The organism is Castellaniella defragrans (genome assembly GCF_014203015.1).
Classification (GTDB): Bacteria; Pseudomonadota; Gammaproteobacteria; order Burkholderiales; family Burkholderiaceae_B; genus Castellaniella; species Castellaniella defragrans.
In genome coordinates this window covers 94071-119968 of the sequence record NZ_JACHIB010000007.1, presented here as the reverse complement: position 1 = coordinate 119968, position 25898 = coordinate 94071, and the positions used below count along the sequence as shown (strand labels likewise).

The 25898-nt window shown below is 69.9% G+C and carries 22 protein-coding genes, 1 tRNA gene and 1 pseudogene; 4 read left to right on the top strand and 20 right to left on the bottom strand.

What is annotated here, in order from left to right:
* The 3 genes from uxuA to HNR28_RS07420 are packed head-to-tail and all read right to left on the bottom strand — an operon-like array spanning position 1 to position 3973.
* Positions 1 to 1200 carry a mannonate dehydratase gene (uxuA, locus tag HNR28_RS07430; protein ID WP_151024010.1) on the bottom strand — a complete coding sequence of 400 codons (1200 nt, stop codon included), beginning with the start codon at positions 1198 to 1200 and terminating at the stop codon, positions 1 to 3.
* A 2-nt stretch (positions 1201 to 1202) separates the two neighbouring features.
* Positions 1203 to 2699 (bottom strand): mannitol dehydrogenase family protein, encoded by a 1497-nt coding sequence (locus HNR28_RS07425; RefSeq protein ID WP_211369276.1) that lies wholly within the window; start codon positions 2697 to 2699, stop codon positions 1203 to 1205.
* A gap of 26 nt (positions 2700 to 2725) precedes the next feature.
* Entirely contained in the window at positions 2726 to 3973 is a 1248-nt protein-coding gene (locus tag HNR28_RS07420; protein WP_151024008.1) for an enolase C-terminal domain-like protein, read from the bottom strand.
* A 108-nt stretch (positions 3974 to 4081) separates the two neighbouring features.
* On the opposite strand from HNR28_RS07420, the gene HNR28_RS07415 reads away from it, so the two are divergent.
* Positions 4082 to 4819 (top strand): GntR family transcriptional regulator, encoded by a 738-nt coding sequence (locus HNR28_RS07415; RefSeq protein WP_170288423.1) that lies wholly within the window; start codon positions 4082 to 4084, stop codon positions 4817 to 4819.
* A 42-nt stretch (positions 4820 to 4861) separates the two neighbouring features.
* On the opposite strand, the gene HNR28_RS07410 is transcribed toward HNR28_RS07415, so the two are convergent.
* The 6 genes from HNR28_RS07410 to ispB all read right to left on the bottom strand — a co-directional run bounded on the left by HNR28_RS07410 (position 4862) and on the right by ispB (position 9294).
* Entirely contained in the window at positions 4862 to 5593 is a 732-nt protein-coding gene (locus HNR28_RS07410; RefSeq protein ID WP_151024035.1) for an amino acid ABC transporter ATP-binding protein, read from the bottom strand.
* A gap of 50 nt (positions 5594 to 5643) precedes the next feature.
* Positions 5644 to 6303, bottom strand: a complete 660-nt coding sequence (locus HNR28_RS07405) for an amino acid ABC transporter permease (RefSeq protein WP_151024006.1) — start codon at positions 6301 to 6303, stop codon at positions 5644 to 5646.
* A complete protein-coding gene (locus HNR28_RS07400) occupies positions 6300 to 6965 on the bottom strand; it encodes an amino acid ABC transporter permease (protein ID WP_151024005.1) in 666 nt (221 codons plus the stop codon). Before HNR28_RS07400 ends, HNR28_RS07405 begins: the two co-directional genes overlap by 4 nt.
* Positions 6966 to 6977: 12 nt before the next feature.
* Positions 6978 to 7832, bottom strand: coding sequence for a substrate-binding periplasmic protein (locus HNR28_RS07395; protein WP_409360330.1), 855 nt, complete (start codon positions 7830 to 7832; stop codon positions 6978 to 6980).
* A 320-nt stretch (positions 7833 to 8152) separates the two neighbouring features.
* Positions 8153 to 8229, bottom strand: a tRNA-Pro gene (locus HNR28_RS07390).
* Between the two features lie 99 nt (positions 8230 to 8328).
* Positions 8329 to 9294, bottom strand: coding sequence for an octaprenyl diphosphate synthase (gene ispB, locus HNR28_RS07385; protein ID WP_151024004.1), 966 nt, complete (start codon positions 9292 to 9294; stop codon positions 8329 to 8331).
* Positions 9295 to 9419: 125 nt separating this feature from the next.
* Between ispB and HNR28_RS07380 the strand changes: the two genes are divergently transcribed.
* Both HNR28_RS07380 and HNR28_RS07375 read left to right on the top strand, forming a co-directional pair.
* Positions 9420 to 10259 (top strand): ATP-binding protein, encoded by an 840-nt coding sequence (locus HNR28_RS07380; protein ID WP_244978225.1) that lies wholly within the window; start codon positions 9420 to 9422, stop codon positions 10257 to 10259.
* A 41-nt stretch (positions 10260 to 10300) separates the two neighbouring features.
* On the top strand, positions 10301 to 11296 hold the full coding sequence (locus HNR28_RS07375; protein WP_043680199.1) for a Nudix family hydrolase: 996 nt from the start codon (positions 10301 to 10303) through the stop codon (positions 11294 to 11296).
* Here HNR28_RS07375 and HNR28_RS07370 read toward each other — a convergent pair.
* The 7 genes from HNR28_RS07370 to HNR28_RS07340 are packed head-to-tail and all read right to left on the bottom strand — an operon-like array spanning position 11289 to position 22723.
* Entirely contained in the window at positions 11289 to 12866 is a 1578-nt protein-coding gene (locus tag HNR28_RS07370; RefSeq protein ID WP_184142691.1) for an efflux transporter outer membrane subunit, read from the bottom strand. The two genes, HNR28_RS07375 and HNR28_RS07370, sit on opposite strands and share 8 nt — an antisense overlap.
* Entirely contained in the window at positions 12859 to 15969 is a 3111-nt protein-coding gene (locus HNR28_RS07365) for an efflux RND transporter permease subunit (RefSeq protein WP_151025454.1), read from the bottom strand. Before HNR28_RS07365 ends, HNR28_RS07370 begins: the two co-directional genes overlap by 8 nt.
* Before the next feature lies 1 nt (position 15970).
* The gene (locus HNR28_RS07360) at positions 15971 to 19048 is read right to left on the bottom strand and encodes a multidrug efflux RND transporter permease subunit (RefSeq protein ID WP_151025453.1); all 3078 of its coding nucleotides are present in this window, start codon (positions 19046 to 19048) and stop codon (positions 15971 to 15973) included.
* Positions 19045 to 20403: an efflux RND transporter periplasmic adaptor subunit gene (locus HNR28_RS07355; protein WP_184142688.1), complete on the bottom strand. Its 1359-nt coding sequence runs from the start codon at positions 20401 to 20403 to the stop codon at positions 19045 to 19047. Before HNR28_RS07355 ends, HNR28_RS07360 begins: the two co-directional genes overlap by 4 nt.
* A 9-nt stretch (positions 20404 to 20412) precedes the next feature.
* On the bottom strand, positions 20413 to 21165 hold the full coding sequence (gene zapD, locus HNR28_RS07350) for a cell division protein ZapD (protein ID WP_151025661.1): 753 nt from the start codon (positions 21163 to 21165) through the stop codon (positions 20413 to 20415).
* A 12-nt stretch (positions 21166 to 21177) separates the two neighbouring features.
* Positions 21178 to 21810 (bottom strand): dephospho-CoA kinase, encoded by a 633-nt coding sequence (gene coaE, locus HNR28_RS07345; protein ID WP_151025662.1) that lies wholly within the window; start codon positions 21808 to 21810, stop codon positions 21178 to 21180.
* Between the two features lie 19 nt (positions 21811 to 21829).
* Positions 21830 to 22723: a prepilin peptidase gene (locus HNR28_RS07340; protein WP_184142685.1), complete on the bottom strand. Its 894-nt coding sequence runs from the start codon at positions 22721 to 22723 to the stop codon at positions 21830 to 21832.
* 67 nt (positions 22724 to 22790) lie between these two features.
* On the opposite strand from HNR28_RS07340, the gene HNR28_RS18385 reads away from it, so the two are divergent.
* Positions 22791 to 23507, top strand: a complete 717-nt coding sequence (locus HNR28_RS18385) for a hypothetical protein (protein WP_244978216.1) — start codon at positions 22791 to 22793, stop codon at positions 23505 to 23507.
* 100 nt (positions 23508 to 23607) lie between these two features.
* Here the strand turns inward: HNR28_RS18385 and HNR28_RS18380 are convergent.
* The 4 genes and pseudogenes from HNR28_RS18380 to HNR28_RS07320 form a co-directional block, all read right to left on the bottom strand.
* Positions 23608 to 23751 (bottom strand): annotated as a pseudogene (locus tag HNR28_RS18380) (LuxR C-terminal-related transcriptional regulator); the annotation flags it as partial.
* Between the two features lie 194 nt (positions 23752 to 23945).
* The gene (gene panC, locus HNR28_RS07330; RefSeq protein WP_151025510.1) at positions 23946 to 24788 is read right to left on the bottom strand and encodes a pantoate--beta-alanine ligase; all 843 of its coding nucleotides are present in this window, start codon (positions 24786 to 24788) and stop codon (positions 23946 to 23948) included.
* A gap of 22 nt (positions 24789 to 24810) precedes the next feature.
* Positions 24811 to 25683: a segregation and condensation protein A gene (locus HNR28_RS07325; RefSeq protein WP_043680187.1), complete on the bottom strand. Its 873-nt coding sequence runs from the start codon at positions 25681 to 25683 to the stop codon at positions 24811 to 24813.
* 9 nt (positions 25684 to 25692) lie between these two features.
* Complete coding sequence (locus HNR28_RS07320; RefSeq protein WP_043680184.1) at positions 25693 to 25884, bottom strand: DUF3460 family protein; 192 nt, start codon at positions 25882 to 25884, stop codon at positions 25693 to 25695.
* Positions 25885 to 25898 lie beyond the last annotated feature (14 nt).

Below are 25898 nucleotides of genomic sequence, written 5' to 3'. Positions count from 1 at the left end.
TCAACGGACTTTTTCAGCGCCCCGCGCCTGCGCGTATTCGAGCGTCCGGATCACGCCGCGCAATTCCGCCAGCCCCTTGAGCCGACCGATATACGAGTAGCCGGGGTTGGTCCGCTTGCCGATGTCGTCGCCCAGCAGATGGCCGTGATCGGGACGGAAGGGGATTTCGGGCTGTGCATGGCCCTGCTCCCGGCGGCGGCGCTCTTCCGCCAGCAGCGCCGAGACCACCCCGATCATGTCCGAGGAGCCATCCAGGTGCTCGGCCTCGAAAAAGGATCCATTGGGCTCGTAGGTCACGTCGCGCAGATGCGCGAAATGGATCCGGTCGGCGAAAGTGCGCACCATGTCGACCAGGTCATTGCCCGCGCGCACGCCCAGCGATCCCACGCACAGGGTCAGGCCGTTGGCGGCGATCGGCACGGCGTCCAGCAGCCGCCGCAGGTCGTCCTTGGTGGAGACGATGCGCGGCAGCCCGAAGAGCGGCATCGGCGGGTCGTCCGGGTGGATCCCCAGCTGGACGCCATGCGCCTGCGCAACCGGAGCGACTTCCTCGAGAAACAAGGCCAGATTGCGGGCCAGGTCGTCGGGGCCGACCTGATCGTACTGGGCGATCAGGCGCCTGAGCGCCGCCCGGTCGTAGGAAAAATCCGCCCCCGGCAAGCCCGCGATGATGGTCTTTTCCAGGCGCTCGATGCCGGCCTCATCCAGGCGCGCAAACCGCCTTTCGGCTTCCTGCACGATCCGCCCGTCGAAATCATCGCGCGCATTCTCCCGCTGCAGGATGAAGATGTCGTACACGGCAAAGTCATGGATATCGAAGCGCAGGGCGTAGCCCGTGGAAGGCAGGGGCCACATCAGGTCGGTGCGCGTCCAGTCGACGACGGGCATGAAGTTGTAGCAAACCGTGCGGATCCCCGCCTGCCCGCAGCGCGCCAGCGAGGTCTTCCAGGCCTGGATGTCGGACTCGACGCTTCCGGTGCGCAGCTTGATCGACTCGGGCACCGGAATGCTCTCGACGACCGACCAGCACATGCCGGCCGCCTCGATGGCCTGCTGGCGCCTGGCGATTTCCTCGACGGGCCAGGCCTGCCCGGCCGGCACGTGATGAAGCGCCGTGACGATTCCCGTCGCGCCGGCCTGGCGGACGTGATTCAGGGGGATGGGGTCCTTGGGGCCGAACCAGCGCCACGTTTGTTCCATGATCAGATTCCTCGATAAGCCGGCATGGACAACGCGGCGCCCACGCCTTTGGACGACACGACGTGCAGCGCCCGCTCCACGCTGCGGACGAAAGCGGCATCGCGCGGCAGGTCCTGGCCGAACACCTGGCCGAAGCCGAGGACGGCTTCGACCCGCCCTTCCACGGAAGGTCCCGCCGCCGCCACCGCCCCCGTCAGCGCATCGCCCATCGGATCGTTGATCGCCAGGGTGGCGCCGTGTTCGCTGCGCCCCTGCAGATAACGGATCCACGCCGCCACGACCAGTGCGTGGCGCTCGACGTCCAGCCCCCGGGCCAGGCGATGGCGCACGGGCGCCAGGATCCGCTGCGGCAATTTCTGGGATCCGTCCATGGCGATCTGTGCGGTCAGGTGATTCAGGGCGCCATTGCGGAAACGCGCCAGGAGCGACCGGCGGTATGCCTCCAGGTCCACGCCCGCGGGCATGGTCAGCGTCAGGGCGGCATCGTCCATCAGCCGCTCGATGAACCCGGCCAGGTGCGCGTCGCACATCGCCCTGGCCACGGTCTCGTACCCCGCCAGCCCGCCCAGATAGGCCAGGGCCGAATGGCTGCCGTTCAACAGGCGCAGCTTCATTTCCTCGAAGGCGGCCACGTCATCGGTCAGCGTGGCGCCGACATCCTCCCAGGCGGGGCGATCCGACGAAAAGGCATCCTCGATCACCCACTGGGAAAAGGGCTCGGTCACGACCGGCGCGGCGTCGAACACGCCCAGCCGGCGCGCCACTTCCTGCCTGTCCAGCTCCGTGACGGCCGGCGTGATGCGGTCCACCATCGTGCCCGGACAGGCGTAATGCTCCAGGAAATGGCGCCGGAGGTCTCCATCGCCGAACCGCGGCTGCGCCAGTTCGGCATAGCGCTCCAGCACGCGCCGCACCGTCGCGCCGTTCGCCGGCAGATTGTCGCAGCTGAGGATGGTGAAGGGCTTGATCCCCAGGCGCTTGCGCTCATGGATCGCCGCCACCAGCAGGCCGATTGCCGTGCCCGGCCGCTGCGGCGCCGCCAGATCCGCGAGGATGTCGGGATGGCGCTCGTCCAGCGCCCCCGACGCGGGCTCGTAGCAATACCCCTTTTCGGTGATGGTCAGGCTGACGATCTCGGTCGAAGGCGCGGCCAGCCGGGCCTGCAGCAGCTCGCGCTCCTGCGCCAGGCACACCACCCGCGACAGGCTGCCGATCACCCGCGCCTGCCGCTCTCCGTCGTCGTTGATCAGCAAGGTATACAAACCGTCCTGCGGCGCCAGCGCCTGGCTGATCGCCGGGCTGCGCAGGCTCGCCGCCAGGATGCCCCAGCGGACGTCTCCGCCCTCCATGAGACTATCCGTATAGACCGCCTGGTGGCTGCGATGAAAGGCGCCCGCTCCCAGATGGACGATGCGCGTTTCCATGCGCGCACGGTCATAGGAAGGAATCGCCACCCCCGGCTTCAGTGCCGTCAGCATCCGCTGGGAAAGCCTGTCCATTCGTATCATGCCCGGCTCTCCCGGCCTCAGTAATCGACCACGCCGCCCTGCTCGGGATCGGCCCAGCGCGTATTCGGAATCAGGGGAAACCAGCCCGGCCGCTGCGGGTCCCGATCATAGGGGTAGCCGCCCAGCTCCTTGTACAGTTCCGCATATTCGCGCAGCTTGTCCCGGTCGAGCTCCACGCCCAGGCCCGGCCCCGTCGGCACCTCGATGCGCCCGCCCCGATATTGCATCTTGCCCCCCACGATGACGTCGTCGCGCAGGTGGTGATAATGCGCGTCCGCCGAGAACACCAGATTGGGCAGCACCGCGCCCAGGTGCAGCATCGTGGCCAGCTGCACGCCGAGCTCGCCGGAGGAATGCACCGCGATGCCCAGCTGGAAAGCCTCGCACAGGCCCGCCGCCTTGATGCAGGGACGGATGCCGCCCCAGAAGGTCGTGTCCAGCAGGATCACGTCCACCGCGGGGTTCAGGACATTGCTGGCCAGCTGCTCGAAGTTGATCACCACCGTATTGGTCGCCAGCGGCAGCGAGGTCTTTTCGCGCACGCGGCGCATGCCGTTCAGGCCCCAGGAAGGATCCTCGAAATAATCGTTGTTCAGCCCCTCGATCTGCCGGGCGAAGCGAACGGCCTGCTCGACGCTGAGCGCGCCATTGGGATCGAAGCGGACGCGATCGTCCCCCACCGCGGCGGCGACGGCCTTGAAGGCCTCCAGCTCGTATTCCGGCGGGAACACCCCGCCCTTGAGCTTGTGGGAAGTAAAACCGTGCCTGGCCTTCAGGTCGAGCGCATTGCGCACCAGTTGGTCGATCGTCCGCACTTCGCCCTGGCCGCTCGCCCTGTCCGGATGACGGAAGAACAGATAGCTGGCAAAATCGACGGAATCGCGCACCTTCCCGCCCAGATAGTCGTACGCGGGAATGCCCAGGAACTTGCCGATGATGTCGATGCAGGCGAATTCGATCGCGGCATGGATCTGCGTACGATTGTTGTACAAGCTGCCAGTGGGGTTGCAGATATTGAAGCGCAGGTTTTCCAGCTCGAACGGATCCGTGCCGACCAGATACGGCTTGAGTCCCCGGATGGCCTGCTCCGCACTCTCGCCCCCGCCGCCCAGTTCGCCCAGGCCGACGATGCCGGCGTCGGTCTCCACCTCGACGAGGGTGCGCACGAATCGGCCCCAATGAGCCCCGTTCGCATGGCGCAACGGCGCCTCCAGCGGCACGGTGACCGTCGTGGCTTTCAAATCGATGATCTTGGGATGTCGCATGGCTTGCCTTACCTCTGTGGGATTCACGCTTTAATTCTGTAAGTGAGATTCGACTGCATGGTAGTATGCAATCAGGGTCGATCAATGACGCGTACGGGAGGAAGCAGCATGTCGGACACCAGGGCCCCCAGCGCCCCATCGAGCTGGTTGCGCGCGCCGAAACGAGCCGAGCCGGCTTCGACGCGCACCGTCATGCAGGCGGTATATCAACGCCTGCTGCACGAGATCCTCACCCTGGAGCTCAAGCCGGGAGAAGCCCTGTCCGAGAACATGCTGGCCGACCGCCTGAACGTCAGCCGCACGCCCGTGCGCGAGGCGCTGGTGCTGCTGGCCACCAAGCAGCTCGTGGACATCTACCCGCAGCGCAAGACCATCGTCGCCCCCATCCGGATCAGCAACCTGAAGAAATCCCAGTTCATCCGGGAATCCCTGGAAATCAACCTGATCAAGAAGGCGCTCGAATCGGGACATCAGCTGGCCTTGCACGAAGAGCTGGAAAGGCAGATCGCCTTTCAGGAAACCTGCATCCGGAACGGGGACATCGCTTCTTTCTATGCCTCCGATGAAGCCTTCCACCGCAGCATCGTCGATCATGCGGGGCTGCCCGAGCTGTGGATGGACATCGCGGACGCAAAGCTGCACATGGACCGCGCCCGCCAGTTCACGCTCAAGCACGTGGACAGCATGGCCGAGATCATCGAACAGCACCGCGCAATCGCCCTGGCCATCAAAAGCGGCGAATCGGCGATCGCCGAGACCGCCGTCAAGGAACACCTGCGCAAGATCTTTCAACACCTGAGCCAAACCGCCACCCAATTTCCCGAATATTTTGAATTCGACGCCTAGGCGGACACGCACGGCGCGGCCCCTGGCGGTCCCCCGCCAGGATCAGCCGCTCCAGCCCAGATGGCTGAGGAAATCGCGCGTCCGCGGCTGATGCGGAGCGCCGAAAATCTGCTCCGGAGGCCCCTGCTCCAGGACGGCGCCGGCCTCGAACACCACGACCCAGTTGGCCACCCGGCGCGCGAACGTCATCTCATGGGTCACCACGATCATGGTCATCCCCTCGTGGGCCAGTTTCTTCATGACGTTGAGGACCTCGCCGACGGTCTCCGGATCCAGGGCGGAAGTCGGCTCGTCGAACAGCATCACGTCGGGCTCCATGGCCAGGGCGCGCGCAATGGCGACCCGCTGCTGCTGGCCGCCCGACAGGTTGCTGGGATAGCTGTCGGCCTTGCTGGCCAGCCCCACCTTTTCCAGCAGCGCCATCGCCCGCCGGGTGGCCGCTTCTTCGGACATGCCCAGGACCGTCATCGGCCCCATCGTGATGTTCTGGATGGCCGTCTTGTGCGGGAACAGCTCGAAGCTCTGGAACACCATGCCCATGCGCTGCCGGACGGCGCGCAGGGATTTCGGGTCCTTGGACAGTGCCGCGCCCTCGAAAACGATGCGGCCGTCGTCGATGAGTTCGAGCCCGTTGGTGCAGCGCAGCAGGGTGGACTTGCCCGAGCCGGACGGACCGATCAGGCACATGACCTCGCCGCGGTTCACCTGCAGCGACACGCCTTTCAACGCCTCGAACGAACCATAGAATTTCCGCACATTTTCGTACACCAGCATGGGGGGCTTGTCCGCTCCCTTGCGTTCGGGCGTGCCGCCATCGACCAGGCTCATTCCTTGACTCCGTATTTCCTGTTGATCCAATCGACCAGCTTGGCCTGCGGATAGCCCAGCAGCCAGTAGATGGCCGCCATGGCGGTCAGCATCTCCATCACGCGGAAGGTCTGGGAGCGGATCTGCAGGGCCGTATAGGCCAGCTCGCCCACCGCGATCACCGACACCAGCGACGTGTCCTTGAAGAGCGAGACCCAGCCGCTGGCCAGCACGGGCAGCACCCGCCGCCACGCCTGGGGCAGCACCACCTTGAAGAAGGTCTGCGCCCCGCTCATCCCCAACGCGAGGCCGGCTTCGCGCTGGCCCTTGCGAATCGAATTGATCCCGCCGCGAAACGTTTCCGAGTTGTAGGCCGAATTGTTCAGGGCCAGCGCCACCAGGCCGGTCATGAAGGGGGACAGGGACAGCCCCGACAGCACCGGCATGACGTAGAACGCCCAGTACACCACCAGGATGATGGGCACATTGCGGAAAAATTCGACGAAGCAGGCGCTGCCCGCGGACAGCACGCGGAACCTCGACAGGCGCATCGAAGCCAGCAGGATTCCGCCCGGCACGGCGATCAGCATGGTGAAGAAGGTCAGCATGACCGTCAGCAGCACCCCATGCGCCAGCAACTGCCAGTGGCTCGTGACGACAGACCAGTCCAGATTCATGATCGGCCCAGATGCGCCACGCGCCGGTAGAACATGTCCACTACGCGCGTAACGGGGAAGATGAGAATGAAATAGATGACCAGGGCCCCCGTGAACACTTCGATGGGCCGGTAGCTCTGGGTGGCGATCGTATCCGCGCTGCGCATGAGTTCCGGTACGGCGATCACCGTGGCGATGGCGGTGTCCTTGATCGTGCGGGAAATGATCGAGCCGAAATCGGGCAACAGGCGCACGAAGGCCTGGGGCAGGACGATCTTGCGCACCAGCTGGGCTGTGGACATGCCCAGCGCCAGGCCGGCGAGGGTCTGCCCCGGCCGGACGGACTGGATCCCCGCCCGCAGGATTTCCGCCACGTAGGCCGCCAGGTGGAACGACAGCGCGGCCAAGGCGGCCCAGAACGGCGGCAGGCTCGCGCCGCTGAGAATGGGGAAGGCGAAATACACCCACACCAGCAGCACCAGCACGGGAATCGCCCGCATCGTATCGATGTAGAACGTCAGCAGGATGGCGAGCCACCTGGGGCCGTAGCAGCGCCCCAGGCCAACCGCCAGGCCCAGTATCGCGCCGCCCAGCACGGACAGCAGCGACAGCAGGACCGTGACGCCGACGCCCCGGAGCAAAAAGCCGGCGCTGTCGAATACCGGGCTGAAATCGAACTCCATGCCGCCGCCGTCTTACATCTTTTCGATGGAAGCGGCTTCCTCGGCGGCCAGCTGGGCCTGCATGCGATCCTTGACCGCAGTCAGCCAGGCCAGGAATTCGGGCTGGTTCTTGTCGATCGCCAGGCCGATGTCGGACGCCATCTCCGTGCTGTCCTGGCAGTTGTTTCCTTCCGGCAGCGCCTTCAGTCCTTTCACCTTCTTGTTCAATGCGATCCAGGGAATGCGGTTGATGGGCGTCACGTCGGCACGCCGCGCCATGATTTCCTCGACCGGCGCGGCGACCCCGCTGGTCACGCCCCGCAGGTTCGCATGCGGAAAGCGGGTCTTGACCCAGGCTTCCTCGCCGCCGCCCGTCAGATAGGCCACGGTGACTTCGGGCTTGTCGAAATCGTCCACGGATTTCGCATTGGCCACCTTGGGATTGTCGGCCCGGCCGAAGACGCACAGGCTGGTCTTGGAGTAGGTGACGAAATCCACGACCTTTTGCCGGGCCGGCGTCACCGACAGCGGGGAGATCGTCATGTCCACCTGGTTCGACGCCAGCACGGGCACCTTGGTCTCGTGCGACACCAGCACGGGCTGCAGCTTCACGCCCAGGAGCCTGGCGTATTCCTTGGACAGGAGCCAGGCGGGGCCCGACCAGACTTCATCGCCGCCGCGGGTGTTTTCCACCAGCCAGGGCGGATTCGACAGCACGCCCACCCGCAGCACGCCTGCCTTCTGGATCGCCTGAATCCTGGGGCTGTCCGCGGGCACGGGCACGTCCGCCGCATGAACGGCCATGGGGCTCATCGCCAGGCCGACGCAGGCCGCCAGCGAATACCGCCGGGCCGTACTCCAGATCTTGTGCACCGAAACTCGAGTCATTTCTTTGTCTCCCGGGGCAGTACCCCGCCATTTGATGAAAGGATGGCAACGGATCGGTCCAGGCCGAAATCCGCCCATCGCCGGCGTCTCTTCTTGGATTGAATTCTAGTATACAACTTGGGAAAAGGTAAAACGTTTCAATGCGTTCGGCCTTGGGGGAAACCCTGAATACTCGATGGGGAATCCGGCCGAACCGGGTGGATGGACCTGTTGGACGGGCCCGCCGGACGGACCTGCCGGAAGGCCACGCGGCAGACGCATCCCGCCCGCCGCATAAACAAAAACGCACGGCTTTCGGCCGTGCGTTTCTGAGGAAATGGTGGTCGGGGTGACATGATTCGAACATGCGACTCCTACGTCCCGAACGTAGTACTCTACCAGGCTGAGCTACACCCCGACGGTGCTGCCAGGCGGGCCCATGAAGTTCATGGAAGACCATATTTCAGGCCCCGGCCGGATGAAGATCAACCGGCAAGCCCCGCCAGCGGGAAATTTTTCAGCGATCACGCTCGACCGCGAAAGCACAGAATTTTAGCAGAGTTTCCCGATAAACGGAATCCGGGAAGGCCGACAGCGCCTCGCGGGCCAGATCGGCCTCGGCGCGGGCCGCCTGGCGGGTGTAGTCGAGCGCGTCGGTGGCGTGGATGGCGCGCGCCACGGCCTCGAAGTCGGCGTCGCCGGTCTCGATGGCGCCGCGGATCAGGGCGCGCTGCTCGGGCGTGCCGGTTTCCAGGACCCGGATCAGCGGCAGGGTGGGCTTGCCTTCGCGCAGGTCGTCGCCCACGTTCTTGCCCAGGGCCTGGACGTCGCCGCTGTAGTCCAGCACGTCGTCGATCAGCTGGAAGGCCGTGCCGATGTGCCGGCCGTAGGCGGCGGCCGCGGCTTCCTGCTCCGGCGTGGCGCGCGAAATGATGGCCCCCACCTGGGCGGCGGCCTCGAACAGCTTGGCGGTCTTGTAGCGCACGACCTGCAGGTAGCGGTCCAGGGACACGTCCGGATCGTGCACGTTCAGCAGTTGCAGGACCTCGCCCTCGGCGATGATGGTGGTGGCCGCCGACAGCACCGCCATGGCGGCCATGGAGTCGGATTCGACCATCATCTCGAAGGAGCGCGAATACAGGTAGTCGCCCACCAGCACGCTGGCGGCGTTGCCGAACACGGCGTTGGCCGTCTGGCGGCCGCGGCGCATGTCGGACTCGTCCACCACGTCGTCGTGCAGCAGGGTGGCGGTGTGGATGAATTCCACCACGGCGGCGAGGCGGTGGTGGTTGTCGCCCCGGTAGCCCAGCGCCCCCGCCACCAGCAGCACCATGGCCGGGCGCATGCGCTTGCCGCCGGCGCCGACGATGTAATCGCCGATGGTGCGGATCAGGACGACTTCGGAATCCAGGCGGGCGCGGATGACGGCGTCGACCGCCCGCATGTCGGACACGATGGGAGCGAACAGTTCTGAGAAGTTCAAGACGGACCCGGATGCTGAGGGGCGCCCGCCGGAAGCGGCCGCAAAGAGCCAGATTATACTTTCCGCATCACATCGAGGAGAATTCCGTGGCAGATTCCGTGGCAGACGATCGATTGCAGGCGCTGATGGACCGGGCGATGGGCGTGCTGGCCCAGCTGGAAGCCTGGCTGCCGCCCGCGCCGCCCGCCATCGACTGGACGGCCCGCGCCTACCGCTGGCAGCGCCGGGGCGCGCGCGGCTGGCTCGAAGCCGTGCGCCGCATCGCTCCCATCCACCTGGACGACCTGCGCCACGTCGACCGGCAGAAGGCCGTCCTCGAACGCAACACGCTGGCCTTCCTGGACGGCAGGCCGGCCAACAACGTCCTGATGACCGGCGCGCGCGGCACGGGCAAGAGTTCGCTGGTGCGGGCGCTGCTCGACGCGCACTCGGACCGGGGCCTGCGCCTGATCGAGATCGACAAGTCCGACCTGGGAGACCTGGGCGAGATCATCGAGCTCATCCACGGCCGCCCGGAACGCTACATCGTGTTCTGCGACGACCTGTCCTTCGAGGAAGGCGAAGCCGGCTACAAGGCGCTGAAATCGGCGCTGGACGGCTCGGTCGCCTCGCCGGGCGACAATCTGCTGATCTACGCCACCTCGAACCGGCGCCACCTGATGCCGGAATACATGCACGAGAACCTGGAAGCCCAGCACCAGCCCGACGGCGAGATCCACCCCGGGGAAACCGTCGAGGAAAAGATCTCCCTGTCGGAACGCTTCGGCCTGTGGCTGTCGTTCTATCCCTTCGCCCAGGACGACTACCTGGACATCGTCGGCCACTGGCTGCGGGTCCACGGCTGCGGCGAGGCCCAGGTCCGCGAAGCGCGCACCGAGGCCCTGCAATGGGCGCTGGAACGCGGCTCGCGGTCCGGGCGGGTGGCGCGCCAGTTCGCGCGCGACTGGGCGGCCCGCCATGTCTGAGGCCCCGTTTCCCCCCCGCTCCGCATCGTTCCCGATCCGCCATGACTGACTCCAAACCCTACATCCGCGTGGCCGCCGGCCTGATCATCGATGCCCGGGGCCGGCTGCTGCTGGGCCAGCGCCCGGAAGGCAAGGCCTGGCCCGGCTGGTGGGAATTCCCCGGCGGCAAGATCGAGGCCGGCGAAACCGTCGAGCAGGCGCTGGTGCGCGAGCTGGACGAGGAGCTGGGCATCCGCGCCACGCGCGTCTATCCCTGGGTCGTGCACGTGCACGAATACCCCAAGACCATCGTCGAGCTGGCCTTCTGCCAGGTGACCGCCTGGGAGGGCGAGCCCCACGGCCGCGAGAACCAGGCGCTGGACTGGGTGGACCCCTGGGAGATCCGCCTGGACGAATCCGAACACCCCATCGGCCCGGGCGGCGGCTCGCTGCTGCCGGCCGCCGCGCCGCCGCTGCGCTGGCTGCGCCTGCCCACGCGCTACCGCATCAGCCGGATCGGCCATCCCGACCGGCTTTCCGGCTGGCTGGCCGACCTGCGCCAGGAACTGCTGCGCGGGCTGCGGCTGGTGCAGTTCCGCGAACCGGACTGGCAGGCCGACCCGGACTCGCTGCGCGAGGCCTTCCTGGCCGCCCTGGCCCTGTGCCGCCAGCACGGCGCCCGCTGCCTGGTCAACAGCGTCCATCCGGCCGCCTGGTGGTCCGAGGCCGACGGCGTGCAGCTGCGGGCGGCCGACGCGGCCCGCATCCTGCAGGACGACACGCGCCCGCCGGGCTGGCTGGGGGTGTCCGCCCACACGGCGGAGGACATCGAATGCGCGCGCCAGCTGCAGGCCGATTTCGTGGTGCTGGGACACGCGCTGGACACGGACAGCCACCCGGACCTGCCGGCGCTGGGCTGGGACCGCTTCCGCGCCCTGGCGGACGCCGCCGGCCGGCCGGTCTTCGCCATCGGCGGCCAGTCGCTGGACACGCTGGAGACGGCGCGCCTGCACGGCGCGCACGGGATCGCGGCGATCCGCGGCCGGCTGGTCAGTTGACCGCGGCGGCCGGGCCCGCCGGACCGCGCGAAACCGCCGAATCCGCCGGGCCCGCCGGCGTGGCCGAAGGCGCCGGATCGATCGAAGCGGCCGGGCCCGCCGCATCCACCGAATACCCCCCGCCCAGGGCGGCGATCAGCTGCGCCGAGGCCGTCAGGCGCTCGGAGCGCACGTCCAGCGCGGTCTGCTCGGCGCTCAGCGCGCTGGCCTGCGCCTGGACCACGCTCAGGTAGTCCACCAGGCCGGCCTGGTACTGGTTGGTGACCTGGCGCAGGGTCTCGCGCGCCGCGGCCAGCGCGCGGTCCCGCGCGGCCTGCTCCTCGGCCAGCGCCTGCGACTGCACCAGGAGGTCCTCGACCTCGCGCAGGGCATCCAGCACGGTCTTGCGATAGGTGGCCGCCTGGATGTCGTAGGCCGCCCGGGCGGACTCCACGGCGGCGGCGCGCGCGCCGCCGTCGAACAGGCTCAGCGCCAGGCTGGGTCCCAGGGTCCAGAAACGGGCGGGCGCCGTGATCCACGAAGCGAACTCCGCCGCCCGGTAGCCGCCCTGGGCGCTCAGGGTCAGGTCGGGAAACCAGGCGGCCTGCGCCACGCCGATGCGCGCATTGGCCTGCGCCACGCGCCGCTCGGCGCCGGCCACGTCGGGGCGCCGCAGCAGCAGGGCTGAAGGCACGCCCACCGGCACCTCGGGCACCGTCGGCAGCACGGCGCCCCCGGCCAGGCGGAAGCTCGCCGGCGCCTGGCCCAGCAGCACCGCGATGGCGTGGATCTGCTGCTCGCGCTGCCAGCCCAGGCGGATGCGCTGGGCGCGGGCCTGGTCCAGCTGCGCGGAGGCCGCCGCCACGTCGGCCGGCGACACCACGCCCGCCGCCAGGCGGTTGCGCGTCATCTCCAGCGCGCGGGCGTATTCGTCCAGCGTGCGGGCCAGCAGGGCGTCCTGCAGCTGGCTGGCGCGCACGCCGAAATAGGCCTGCGCCAGGGCGAACCGCAGGCTCAGGCGCATGGCATCCAGGTCCGCGGCGCTGGCCTGCTCGCCGGCGCGGGCGGCCTCGACCCCGCGCCGCACGCGGCCCCACAGATCGACTTCCCAGCTGGCGGTGGCCGACAGGTTGTAGGTGTTGCCGGCACTGCCCGACCCGGCCGCGCCCTGCCCCGCCCGGCTCATGGCGCCCGACGCGTCCAGCGTCGGGAACAGGCCGGCGCGCGCCGAATCCAGCGCGGCGCGGGCCTCGCGGAACTCGGCCTCGGCCTTGGCCAGGTCCAGGTTCCCCCGTGGCATGCGGTCCATCAGATCGTCCAGCACCGCGTCGCCGAACAGGGTCCACCAGTCGGCGGGCAGCTCGCGCGGCGCCGCGTCGGCCCGGATCCAGCGGCCCTCGGGCGCGTGGGCATAGGCCGCGCCGAGATCCTGGGCGGGGCGCCGGTAGTCGGGGCCGACGGCGCAGGCCGACAGGACCAGGGCCGCCGCGGCGATCAGCAGCGCCCGCGCGGCGCGGCGCGGCGGGCGGCGCGGACTCGCGGGCCGCGCGGCGGAATCCGCGGCGGAAGGCGGGAACGCGCGATCAGCCATGGGGGGCAGGCTCCTGTTGCGGCGATGGGGGGATGCGGCGGCGGGATCCACGCAGGCGATCCAGGCTGAGGTAGACGACGGGCGTAGTGTAGAGCGTCAGCACCTGGCTGACCAACAGGCCGCCGAAGATCGTCAGCCCCAGGGGGCGGCGCATCTCCACCCCGGCGCCCGTGGCCAGCAGCAGCGGCAGCGCGCCCAGCATGGCCGACAGGGTGGTCATCAGGATCGGGCGCAGGCGCGCCAGGCAGGCGCGGTAGATGGCCTCGCGCGGGTCCAGGCCCTCGCGCCGCTGCGCCTGCAGGGCGAAGTCCACCATCATGATGGCGTTCTTCTTGACGATGCCGATCAGCAGGAACACGCCGATCAGCGCGATCAGGGTGAATTCCATGCCCACCAGCCGCAGGGCCAGCAGGGCGCCCACGCCGGCCGAGGGCAGCGTGGACAGGATGGTGATCGGATGGATGGTGCTCTCGTAGAGCATGCCCAGCACCAGGTACATGGCCACCAGCGCGGCCGCCAGCATCCAGGGCTGCTGCGCCACCGCGTCGCGCATCATGCCGGCGCTCTGGTCCAGCCCCGCCTGCAGTTCCTGCGTCGGCAGGCCGATGCGCGCCACGGCCTGGTCGATGGCCGTCAGCGCCTGGTCCAGGGACACGCCCGGCGCCAGGCCGAAGGACACCGAATCGGCCGCCAGCAGGCCCTCGTGGTTGACCGCGCGCGGCGCGGTGCCCTCGGTGATGCGGGTGAAAGCGGTCAGGGGGACGCGCTCGCCGGCGGCGTTGAGCACCTGCAGGGCCTGCAGCGAATGCAGGTCCTGGGCGTACTGCGGCTGCACCGCCATGACGACGTGGTACTGGTTCAGCGCGCCGTACAGCACGGCCGCCTGCCGCTGGCTGAAGGCATTGTTCAGCACGCCCGCCAGGTCCGCCATCTGTACGCCCAGGCGCCGCGCGGCGTCCCGGTCGACGACCAGCTCCACCCGCCGGCCCTTGTCCTCGACGTCGTCGTCCACGTCCACCAGCTCGGGCAGTCCGGCCAGGACGTTGCGCACGCGCGGCAGCCACTGGGCCAGCAGGCCCAGGTCGCTGCCCATCAGCACGTAGGAATAGGAGCCCGAGCGCGAGGAATGGCCCACGAAGATGTCCTGCTGCGGCACCAGGAACATGCGCGCCCCCGGCGTGTGCTCGAAGCGGGGCCGCAGGCGGTTGACGACGTCGGTGGCGCTGGCCGTGCGCTCGCCCAGGGGCTTGAGCTGCACCTGGATGAAGCTGGAATTGCTGCCGCCGCGCCCGCCGGCGAAGGCGGTGACGGTGTCCACCGCCGGGTCGGCCAGCAGCACGCGGCGGAACGCGTCCAGCCGGACCTGGGTCTCGGCGAAGGAGGTCCCGGTGTCCACCCGGAAGAAGCCCATCAGCTGGCCCGTGTCCTGCTGCGGGAAGAAGCCCTTGGGGATGCTGGCGTACAGGTACACGTTCAGGCCCACCGTGGCCAGGAGCAGCAGCAGCACGATGCGCCCGTGGTCCAGCGACCAGCGCAGGGAGCGCCGGTAGGCGGCATCGCCCGCCTGGCCCCAGCGCCGCAGCCAGCGCCGCAGCAGGCCCCCGGACGGCGGTTCGTGCGCGGCCGGCGCGCGCAGCAGGCGCGCCGCCATGACCGGCGTCAGCGTCACCGACACCAGCAGCGACACGCCGATGGCCACCGACAGCGTGACCGCGAATTCCTTGAACAGCCGCCCCACCAGGCCGCCCACCAGCCACAGGGGGATGAACACGGCGATCAGCGACAGGCTCATGGCCAGCACGGTGAAGCCGACCTCGGTCACGCCGCGCAGGGCGGCGCGCGCCGGGCGCATGCCGCGCTCGACGTGGCGCATGATGTTCTCCAGCACCACGATGGCGTCGTCCACGACGAAGCCGGTGGCCACGATCAGGGCCATCAGGGAAATCGTGTTCAGGGTGAAGCCGAACCACCACATCAGGCTGAAGGTGCTGATCAGCGAGGCCGGCACGGCGATCGCCGGGATCAGGGCGGCGCGCCAGTTGCCGAGGAAGGCCAGCACCACGGCCACCACCAGCACGACCGACAGCACCAGGGTCAGCTCGGCCTCGAACAGCGAGGCCCGGATGCTGGGCGTGCGGTCCTGCGCCACGGTCAGGCGCACCCGCTCGGGCAGCAGCGACTGGAACTCGGGCAGCAGCGTGCGGATGGCGTCCACGGTCTCGATGATGTTGGCGTCGGCCTGGCGGCGGATGATGAGCAGCACGGCGGGGCGGTCGTTGAAATAGCCCACCTGGTTGGTGTCCTCGACCGAGTCCTCGACGCGCGCCACGTCGCTCAGCCGCACCGGGCGGCCGTCGCGCCATTCCACCACCAGGGGGGCGTAGTCGGCGGCCTTGCGCAGCTGCCCGCTGGAGTGGATCTGCCATTGGGTGTCGCCGCGCCGCGCCAGCCCGCCGGGGCGCAGCGAATTCACGTCCTGCAGCACCTCGCGCACGCGGTCCAGCGGGATCTCCATGGATTCCAGCGCGCGCGGATTCACCAGCACGCGCACCGCCGGCAGCGAGCTGCCTCCCAGCGTCACCTGCCCCACGCCCTTGACCTGCGCCAGTTTCTGCGCCAGCACGGTGGACGCCAGGTCGTAGAGCTCGCCGCGCGTGGCGGTGTCCGAAGTCAGCGCCAGCGTCATGATGGGCGAGGACGAGGAATTCACCTTGCGGTAGACGGGATTGTTGCGCATGCCCGAGGGCAGCATGGGCCGCGCGGCGTTGATGGCGGCCTGGACGTCGCGCGCGGCGCTGTTGATGTCGCGGTCCAGCTCGAACATCAGGGAGATCTCGGTCTGGCCCTCGCTGCTGCGCGAGCTCATGCTTTCCACCCCGGCGATCGCGCCCAGCGACTGCTCCAGCGGCATGGCCACGCTGGAGGCCATGGTCTCGGGGCTGGCCCCCGGCAGCGAGGCCGAGACCGAGATCATGGGGAAATCCACCTGCGGCAGCGGCGCCACCGGCAGGAAGCGCAGCGCCAGCGCCCCGGCCAGGACCAGCGCCAGGCACAGCAGGGACGTGCCCACCGGCCGGCGCAGGAACAGGGCGAAGAACCGCATGTCAGCCGCCCGCCGCCCGCCGGTGGCCCAGGCGCTCGAACAGCAGGTAGATCACGGGCGTGGTGAACAGCGTCAGCACTTGGCTGCACAGCAGCCCGCCCACCATCGCCAGGCCCAGCGGCTGGCGCAGTTCCGCCCCCGACCCGGAGGCCAGCATCAGCGGGATGGCGCTGAAGAAGGCCGCCAGGGTCGTCATCAGGATGGGCCGGAAGCGCAGCAGGGCGGCCTCGTGGATCGCCGCCTGCGGCCCCAGGCCGCGCTCGCGCTGCGCATCGAGCGCGAAATCGATCATCAGGATGGCGTTCTTCTTGACGATCCCGATCAGCAGGATGATGCCGATCACGCCGATCATGTCCAGTTCCGCCCCGCCCAGCCACAGCGCCAGCAGCGCGCCGATGGCCGCCGAGGGCAGCGTGGACAGGATGGTGACCGGATGGATCAGGCTCTCGTACAGCACCCCGAGCACGATGTACATGGTCACCACCGCCGCCAGCAGCAGCCACAGCGTGCTGGAGAGCGAGGCCTGGAAGGCCTGGGCCGCGCCCTGGAAGCGGACATCGACGGAATCGGGCACGCCCAGCGCGACGCGCGCCGACTCGATGGCGTCCACGGCGTCGGACAGGGCGGTGCCCGGCTCCAGGCTGAACGACACGGTGGCCGCCGGGAACTGATCCAGGCGCTGCACGGCCAGGCGCGCCAGCCCGGGCTCGAAGCGCGCCACGCTGGACAGCGGCGTGACCCCGCCCGAGGCCGTCGGCACGTGCAGGTGCTCCAGCGCTGCGGGGCCGCCGTCGAGCAGGTCGGCGTCGGCCTCCAGCACCACCCGGTATTGCGCCGACTGCGTGTAGATCGTGGAGATCAGCCGCTGGCCGAAGGCGTCGTAGAGCGCGTCGTCGATCGAGGCCTGGGTGACGCCCAGCCGCGCCGCCGCGTCGCGGTCCACCGACACGGCCAGCGCCAGGCCCCGGTCCTGCAAGTCGCCGGCCACGTCGCGCAGTTCCGGCAGCGCGCGCAAGGCGTCCACCAGCCGGGGGGTCCAGTCCGCCAGCGCGGCCTCGTCGGGGCTGGACAGCGTCATCTGGAACTGGGCGCGGCTGACCTGGTCCTCGACGGACAGCTCCTGCACCGGCTGCAGCCAGGCCTCCAGGCCCACCACCGGCTGCAGGGCCGCCTGCAGGCGTTCGATCACGGCGGCCGCCCGCTCGCCGCGCTCGGCCAGCGGCTTGAGCGTGATCTGCAGTCGCCCGGTGTTCAGCGTGGCGTTGTCACCGTCGATGCCGATGAAGGACGCCACCGAGGCCACCGCCGGGTCGTCCAGCAGCCGCTCGACGGCCTGCTGCTGCAGGCGGCTCATGACCTGGAACGAGGCCGACTGCGGCCCCTGGGTGATGGCCTGCAGCGCCCCCGTGTCCTGCTGCGGGAAGAAACCCTTGGGGATGGCGGCGTACAGCCCCGCGGTGACGAGCAGCGTCGCCGCCGCGGCCCACAGCGTGGCGCGCTGGTGCGCCAGGACCCAGGTCAGCCCGCGGTCGTAGGCGGCGATCAGCCGATCCATCAGCGCCCCGGCCCCTTGCAGGAAGCGCCCGTGCTTTTCCTCCGATTCGGGCCGCAGCATGCGCGCGCACATCATGGGCGTGAGCGTCAGGGAGATCAGCAGCGACAGCAGGATGGCCACGGCCAGGGTGACGGCGAACTCGCGGAACAGCCGCCCGACCACGTCGGCCATGAACAGCAGCGGGATCAGCACCGCGATCAGCGACAGGGTCAGCGACACCAGGGTGAAGCCGATCTGCCTGGCCCCGCGCAGCGCGGCCGCCATCGCGGTCTCGCCTTCCTCGATGTGGCGGGCGATGTTCTCGATCATGACGATGGCGTCGTCCACCACGAAGCCGGTGGCGATGGTCAGGGCCATCAGGGTCAGGTTGTTGATGCTGAAGCCCAGCAGCGCCATCAGGGCGAAGGTCCCGACCAGGGACAGCGGCACGACCACGCCCGGGATCAGGGTGGCCCGCCAGGTGCGCAGGAACACGAAGGTCACCGCCACCACCAGGGCGATGGCCAGCAGCATCTCGATCTGCACGTGGGCCACCGAATCGCGGATCGTGTGCGTGCGGTCGGAGGCCACCTGCAGGTCCACGCCGGTGGGCAGGGTGGCGCGCAGGCCGGGCAGCAGGGCCTGGACGCGGTCCACCACCTCGATCACGTTGGCGCCCGGCTGGCGCTGGATGTTCAGCAGGATGGCGGGCGTGCGGCCGAACCAGGCGGCCTGGTCGAGGTTTTCCGCCGCGCGGCGCACCTGCGCCACGTCGCCCAGGCGCAGCGGCGCGCCGTTCTCGTAGGCCAGGATCAGGCGCTCGTATTCGGCCGGGTCCTTGAGCTGGTCGTTGACGCTGATCGTGATCGAGCGCTGCGGCCCGTCCAGATTGCCCTTGGGCTGGTTGACGTTGGACTGGGTCACGGCCTTGCGCACGTCGGCCAGCGTCAGCTTGTGCGCGGCCAGCGCCTGCGGATCGACCTGGATGCGCACGGCCGGCCGCTGGCCGCCGGCCACGCTGACCAGCCCGACGCCGCTGATCTGGGACAGCTTCTGCGCCACGCGCACCTCGATCAGGTCGCGCACCTGGGGCAGCGGCAGCGTGGGGGACGTCACCGCCAGGGTCATCACCGGGGCGTCGGCCGGGTTGATCTTGCTGTAGATCGGCGGCGAGGGCATGTCCGCGGGCAGCAGGTTCGAGGCCGCGTTGATGGCCGCCTGCACCTCCTGTTCGGCCACGTCCAGCGGCAGGCCCAGGTCGAAGCGCAGCGTGATGCGCGACGAGCCTCCCGAACTGGTGGACAGCATCTGCGACAGGCCCGGCATCTGGCCGAACTGGCGCTCCAGCGGCGAAGTCACCAGCGCGGTCATGACGTCCGGGCCGGCGCCCGGGTACAGGGTGGTGACCTGGATGGTGGGGAAATCGACCTGGGGCAGCGCCGACACCGGCAGTTCGCGGTAGGCCAGCAGGCCCGCCAGCGCCAGCGCGACCATCGCCAGGGTCGTGGCGACCGGCCGCAGGATGAACAGGCGCGACAGGTTCACGAGGCCGGGCTCCGGCCGGCGCCGCGGCGCCCGCCCGCCGTTCCGGGCGGCGCCTGGCGGGCGCCCTCGGCGGACCCCGCCCCTTCCGGACGGGCGGCGCCTTCGGCCTTGACGGGGCCGCCTTCCGCCTGGGCCGCGGCGCCGGCCCCGGCTCCGGCCGCGGCACCCGCGGCCTCCGGCGCGACGATCTCCACCTCGCTGCCGTCGCGCAGCCGGTCCGTGCCCTCGACCACCACCGTGTCGCCCGCCCGCAGGCCGGATTCGATCACCACCCGCTCGCCGTCGTCCACTCCGGTCGTGACCGGCACGACCCGAGCCTTGCGCTCGGCGTCGAGCCGATAGACGTACTCGCCCTGCGAGCCGCGCTGCACCGCGCGCAGGGGCAGCGTCACGCCTTCCTGCGTCCCCAGGCGCAGGCGGACCTGGACGAACTGGTTGGGAAAGAGGGACTCGTCGGCGTTGTCGAAGCGGGCCTTGAGCTGGACGGTGCCGGTGGCCACATCGATCTGGTTGTCCACCGCCACCAGGGTCCCGGTGGCCAGCGCCGTCCCGGCGGCATCGCTGAACAGGCGCGTCTGCAGGGCCGGCTCGGCGCGGCGCGCCTCCAGCAGGGCCGGCAGGCGGGTCTGGGGAATGGAGAACACCACATCGATCGGCCGGCTCTGCGTCAGCACCACCAGGCCGTCGGCGTCGGAGGTGCGGATCATGTTGCCCGCATCGACCTTGCGCAGGCCCAGGCGGCCGTCCACGGGAGCGCGGATTTCCGTGTAGCCCAGCTGCAGGCGGGCGTCGTCCACCGCCGCCTGGTCCGATTTCGCCTGCCCCTGGAGCTCGCGCACCTGGGCGCGGGCGGAATCCAGCTGCTGGCGCGCCACCGAATCCTGCTTGTACAGCTGCTCGTAGCGGGCCAGGTCGCGGCGCGCCTGTTCGAGCTGGGCGGCATGCTGCATCTGCTGGCCCAGGGCCTGGTCCAGCTGGACGCGGAAGGGCTGGGGATCGATCACCGCCAGCACCTCGCCGGCCCGCACGGCCTGGCCGTCGTCGAAATTCACCGATTGCAGCGGGCCGTCCACGCGCGCGCGGATGACGACGGTCGCCAGCGGCGTGACGGTGCCCAGCGCCCGCAGGGTGCGGTCGATGCGGCCCGGCTCGGCCCGCGCGACGGCCACCGGCGTGGCCTGCGCGCCCATGCGGAAGCCGCGCCCGCCCGGGCCGCCCGGGCCTCCGGGGCCGCCCGGTCCGCCGGCGCCGCCCGGCCAGAAATACCACAGGGCGAACGCCGCCAGCCCGCAGGCTGCCGCCCACGCCAGGATCCTGCGGCGCGTCCCACGGGGCCGCGTCGTGATAGAGGTCATGATGGGGTCCTACAGATTGCAGCGCGCCAGGCGGAAGGCCACGTCGCGGCTGACCGGCTGGGGCTTGAGTTCATTGTCCTGGGTGGAAAACCGCACCCAGATGACGTATTTGTTGGCACTGACTTCCGGGAAGACGCCCAGGGCCGGATCGACCCAGACGCGCAGCAGCTGGAAGGACTTGCCGCCCAGCATCTCCTGGTAGGCGCCCTGGGTGGCCACCTGGTCGCGGGCGTCGCCGGCGTCGCGCAGCAATTGCAGGATCAGCGCCATCGCGCGGTGCAGCGGCATCATCGGCTCGATCCAGCCGCGCAGGTCGGCCACGCGCGCCTCGGCCGGCTTGAGCTGCCAGGAATAGTAGGAAGGCATGTCCACGGGCGAGGAGCCGCCCGGCACCGTGATCCGCCCGCGCAGGCTGGCGAGCCACTCGTTGTCGCGCAGGCCCTGGCCGATGCGGCCCTGGCCGGCGAGCGCCGCGGACACCGACTGCATTTCCGCCAGCAGCCGATCCAGCGTGACGCCGTCCACGCCCGGATGCTCGCGCAGGGCGGACAGGGCGGACCGGTGGCGGTCCATGTCCTGGAGGATCGCCGTGCGGACGTCGGCGCGCTCGCAGATGTCCAGCAGATCGAACAGCGTGGTCATGGCGATCTGGTGGCAGTGGGCGTCTTCGCCCCGGGCGAAGAAGAACAGGCGGTCGAACAGGTATTCGACCCTCAGCAGGGTGCGGACACGTTCATTGCAGGGATACTCGTACAAAATCACGCGCAAAAGACCCTATCCATGAGTGGTGCGCCCATCCGCCGACCGCGAGGCGCGGTCGCACCAGGCCTGGTGAAGCTGGAATGCGCGCTGGCGCAGCACGTCCAGATCGGTCGAGTCGTCGTTGGAGATGACGTCGTCGGCCGCAGCAAGGCGCTCCGTCCTGGATGCCTGAGCGGACATGATACGCTCAATGGTGTCGCGCGTCAGCCCGCTGCGCGCCTGCACCCGGCGCACCTGGGTCTCGGGATCGCAGTCGACCACGCAGATGCGGTCCACCCGGTCGCGCCAGCGGCCGGACTCGACCAGCAGCGGCACGACGAACACCCGGTAAGGCCCCCGGGCCCGCTGCGCCTGATCGCGCACGGCCTGGTCGATCAGGGGATGGAGCACGGCTTCGAGCCGCCGCCGCACCGCCGGGTCGGCGAAGGCGTGCGTGCGCATCCAGCCCCGGTCCAGGGCGCCGTCCGGGCCGATCGCCGCCGCGCCGAACGCCTCCCGCAAGGGGCCGATCGCGGCGCCGCCCGGAGCCGTCAGGTCATGGGCGATCCGGTCGGTGTCGATGACCGCCGCGCCCCATTCGGCCAGCCAGTCGGCCACCATGGACTTGCCCGAGCCGATGCCCCCGGTCAGGCCGATGGAAAACATGGCATCCCCGCATGTCGAATCAAAGACATGAATGTACCGCAAGGGATGCGTCGAGTGCCGCGAAGGGTGCGCCGAGCGGCGCAAGGAAGGCGGCCGCCGGGGGGGCGCCGGACGGCGCCGGCGGGGAGGCCCAGGGCGGCGCCAGGAGGACCGCGCCGAACGGCGCCAGCATCCATGCGCCCGCCGCCGCGGCGATGCAGGGCCCGAAGGGATACGGCCGGCGCCAGCCGCCGCGCCGGGCCAGGCAGGCGGCCAGCCCGAGCACGCAGGCCAGCCAGAGGATGCCGAGGGCGGCCTGCGGCCCGAACCAACCCGCCAGCGCCGCCAGGCACTTGACGTCGCCGCCGCCGAAGCCGTCGCGCCCGCGCAGGCGGCGGTACAGCCCCGCCATGCCGGCCAGGCCCGCCCAGACCAGGGCGGACGCGCCGGCCGCGGTTCCGGAGCCCTGGGGACCCAGCAGCCAGCCGGCCGCCATCAGCGGCAAGGTGAGCGCATCGGGCAGGAGGCCGCTGCGCGCATCGATCCAGGCGAGCGCGGCCAGGACCAGGGCCAGCGGCACGAGTGCCAGGCCGCCGCCGGCCGCCAGCAGCCCGGCCGCAAGGCCCAGCAGCGCCGCCATCGGGCCGTCGCGCAGCGGCCGCCAGGGGCGCGAGGGGGCATCCGCCGCCGCGGCCCACAGCGTGCCCGCCGTGGCCGGCGCATCGGCATCCAGGCGATCCGCATAGGCCCGGGCCCAGCGCCCCAGCAGGACGCCCACGCACGCGCCCACCGCCGCGGCCAGGCCCGGCACGCCTGGGCCGGCCGCGCCCCAACCCGCGGCATCCCATCGCCAAGCCTCCCCGCCCACCGCGTCCCATGCCGCGTCGGCCCAGGGCGCCAGCCCCTGGAGCAGGCCCCCCGCCCATCCGGCCATCGCCCCGCATCCCATCGCCAAGCCTCCCGCAAATGCGTAGAATGGCGGCTTCTCGATCCAGTTCGTCATGATCATGCCGCGCGCCCTTTCCCCCACGATCCCCCGCCTGCTCAGCCTGGGGCTGCTGGCCCTGCTGGCCGCCTGCGCCCAGCAGCGCGAACCCGGCTTCTATGACGTTTCGCGCGGCGGCACGGTTTCCGACGCGCGCCACCGCGCCCAGGGCGACGCGGACACGGTCGCCCCCGCGCAGCTGCAATTCGGCTTCGGTGCCGACAGCCAGAAAAAGCCGGCGCCGGAAAGCGGCGCCGCGGCCGCCCAGCCCGCCGGGACCGATGCGGCCCCCGCCGCTGTGCAGGCCGCCACCGGGCAGGCCGCCGGCCGGCCGGCCGGCCCCGGCCACATGCCCCGCGAACTGGCCGAGACCCGATCCTACCTGGGCACCGTCGCCTGCCCCGCCGGACAGCAGGCCTGCCCGGCGCGCCGCATGACGCTCACCCTGGCGCCCGACGGCCAATGGCGCGCCCGCAGCGCACCGCTGGATGGCACGGCCGCCACCGCCGCGATGGGCTGCTGGCACCTGGTGTCCACCGAACCGGTCCGCATCGTGCTGCAAGCCGGCGAGCAGCCCCATGCCACGCTGGAATTCATCCAGCCGAACGTCTTGCGCCTGATCCGCCTGGACGGCCAGACCCCCTTGCTGGAATCGCGGCTGACCCGCCAGGCGGATATCGACCCCATCCAGGAACTGGCCGCGAAACCGGCCGAAGCCTGCGCCGGGCGCTGATCCCCGGCACCGCGGCGGCGCCCCCGCCGGCCGACGACCCGGGATCGCCCGTGCCGGCATCCGGCGCGCCCGCGCGCCGGGACAGGCAATACCGGGTCAGTTCCACCACGTTGCGCACGCGCAGTTTCTGGAATATCCGCGCGCGATGGGCTTCGATCGTGCGCTGCGTGACCCCGAGTTCGACCGCGATGTACTTGTTGGACCTACCCCGCGTGAGGTAGTCCGTGACTTCGCGCTCGCGCATCGTCAGGCGGCCGAACGACGCCTCCGGGCCGTCGGGGCATTTTCGTATCGAATCGCTTTCCCGCATGGAGTCTCCCCCTTCATTGTCGTATGCGGGGGATTCTGCATGACGGGCAGGGGTGGCGCACCTGTCAATTCTGACAGCTTGCCGCTCCCCCGGGCGTTCCAGGGGGCAAGAAGGCCGGAATCCGGGGGCTAGAACTCCAGATTGTCGATCAGCCGCGTCGTGCCCAGGCGGGCGGCCGTCAGCACGACCAGGGGTTCGCCACCGTGGATTTCCTGGGCGGTGGGAGGCAGCAGGTCGCGCTGGCGGCGCACGGCGACGTAGTCGGGATCCCAGCCGCGCTCGCGCAGGACCTGCATCGCCTGGCCTTCCGCCGTGGCGGCGTCCACCCGGCCGCTCCGGATCTGGTCGCGCACCCGCTGCAGCAGGCCGTACAGGTTGGGGGCCTCGGCCCGCTCCTGCGCGCTGAGGAAGCGGTTGCGCGAGGACAGCGCCAGGCCGTCGGCGTCGCGCACGGTCTCGTGGGCGAGGATTTCCACCGGCAGCTGGAACTGGCGGCACATGGCGCGCACCACCATCAGCTGCTGGTAGTCCTTCTTGCCGAACACGGCCACGCGCGGCTGCACACAGGAAAACAGCTTCAGCACCACGGTGCTCACGCCCATGAAGAAGCCGGGCCGGAACTCGCCCTCCAGGATCTTGCCCAGGGCCTCGCCCGGCTGGATGCGGAAATTCTGCGGCTCGGGATATAGCTCCCGCTCGTCGGGCGCGAACAGCACGTAGACGTCGCGCTCAGCCTCCAGCTTCTCGATGTCCTCGGCCAGGGTGCGGGGATAGCGGTCGAAATCCTCGTTGGGGCCGAACTGCAGCCGGTTGACGAAGATGCTGGCCACCACGGGATCGCCGTGCTGGCGCGCCAGCCGCATCAGCGACAGGTGCGCGGCATGCAGATTGCCCATGGTGGGCACGAAGGCCACGCGCAGCTGCCCGCGCAGCTGATCGCGCAACGCCTCGATGGTATGGACGACTTTCACAGGGGATTCTCCGGTGCGCGGCTCAGGCCGAACGCGTATAGGACAGTCTGACGTACAGCGGCGCGTAGGGCGCCGCCTGGGTGATTTCCAGCAGGGATTCGCGGGCCAGCTCCAGCAGCGCCAGGAAATGGACCACGATGACGGCGGCCGGCTCTCCCATGCGCACGCGCTCAAGGAACAGCTCGGTGAATTCCATGAAGCGCACGTCCGACAGGCGGCGCAGGATGTGGCTCATGTGGTCGCGCACGGACAGCTGCTCGCGGGTGATGCGGTGGCTGGCGTTCAGGCGCGCCCGGTGCATGATCGCGGCCCAGGCCTCGCGCAGGTCGTCCGGCGAGACCTCGGGCAGCGGCCGCGCGACCTCGAAGTCGGCCACGGCATGGGCCACCAGGAAGTCGCGGCCCACGCGCGGCATCTCGTCCAGCCGCCGGGCCGCCAGTTTCATGCGCTCGTATTCCAGCAGGCGGCGCACCAGCTCGGCGCGCGGATCCTCGGGCTCCTCGCCGCTGTCGGAGCGGCGCACCGGCAGCAGCATGCGCGACTTGATCTCGATGAGCATCGCCGCCATCAGCAGGTATTCGCCCGCCAGCTCCAGGTTCGACTGCCGCACCTGCTCCACATAGGCGAGGTACTGGGCGGTGACCTCGGCCATGGGGATGTCGAGCACGTTGAAGTTCTGTTTCCGGATCAGGTAGAGCAGCAGATCCAGCGGCCCCTCGAATGCCTCCAGGAAGACTTCGAGCGCGTCGGGCGGGATGTAGAGATCCTGGGGGATGGCGAACAGCGGCTCGCCGTACAGGCGCGCCAGGGCGACGTGGTCCACCACGTCGGGCGTGCTGTCCTCCAGGGGCGCCATCAGGGCGTCCAGCCCGGGATCGGGCGGCCGGGGCGGCATGGGGCCCGGTCAGGCCTTCTGGTAGTAGACGTAGGGGTCCTGGGGCACGCGGGCGGCCCGGAAGCCTTCCTGCAGCTCCGGATCCAGTTCCTTGTCCCACAGGCGGGCGCGGCCGGCGAACTGGCGCGCTTCGGTATCGGGATGATCCGATTTGTATTGGTTCAGGAACTGGGTCAGTTCAGAGGTGTAGTTGTTTGCCATAATAGTGCCGTAGC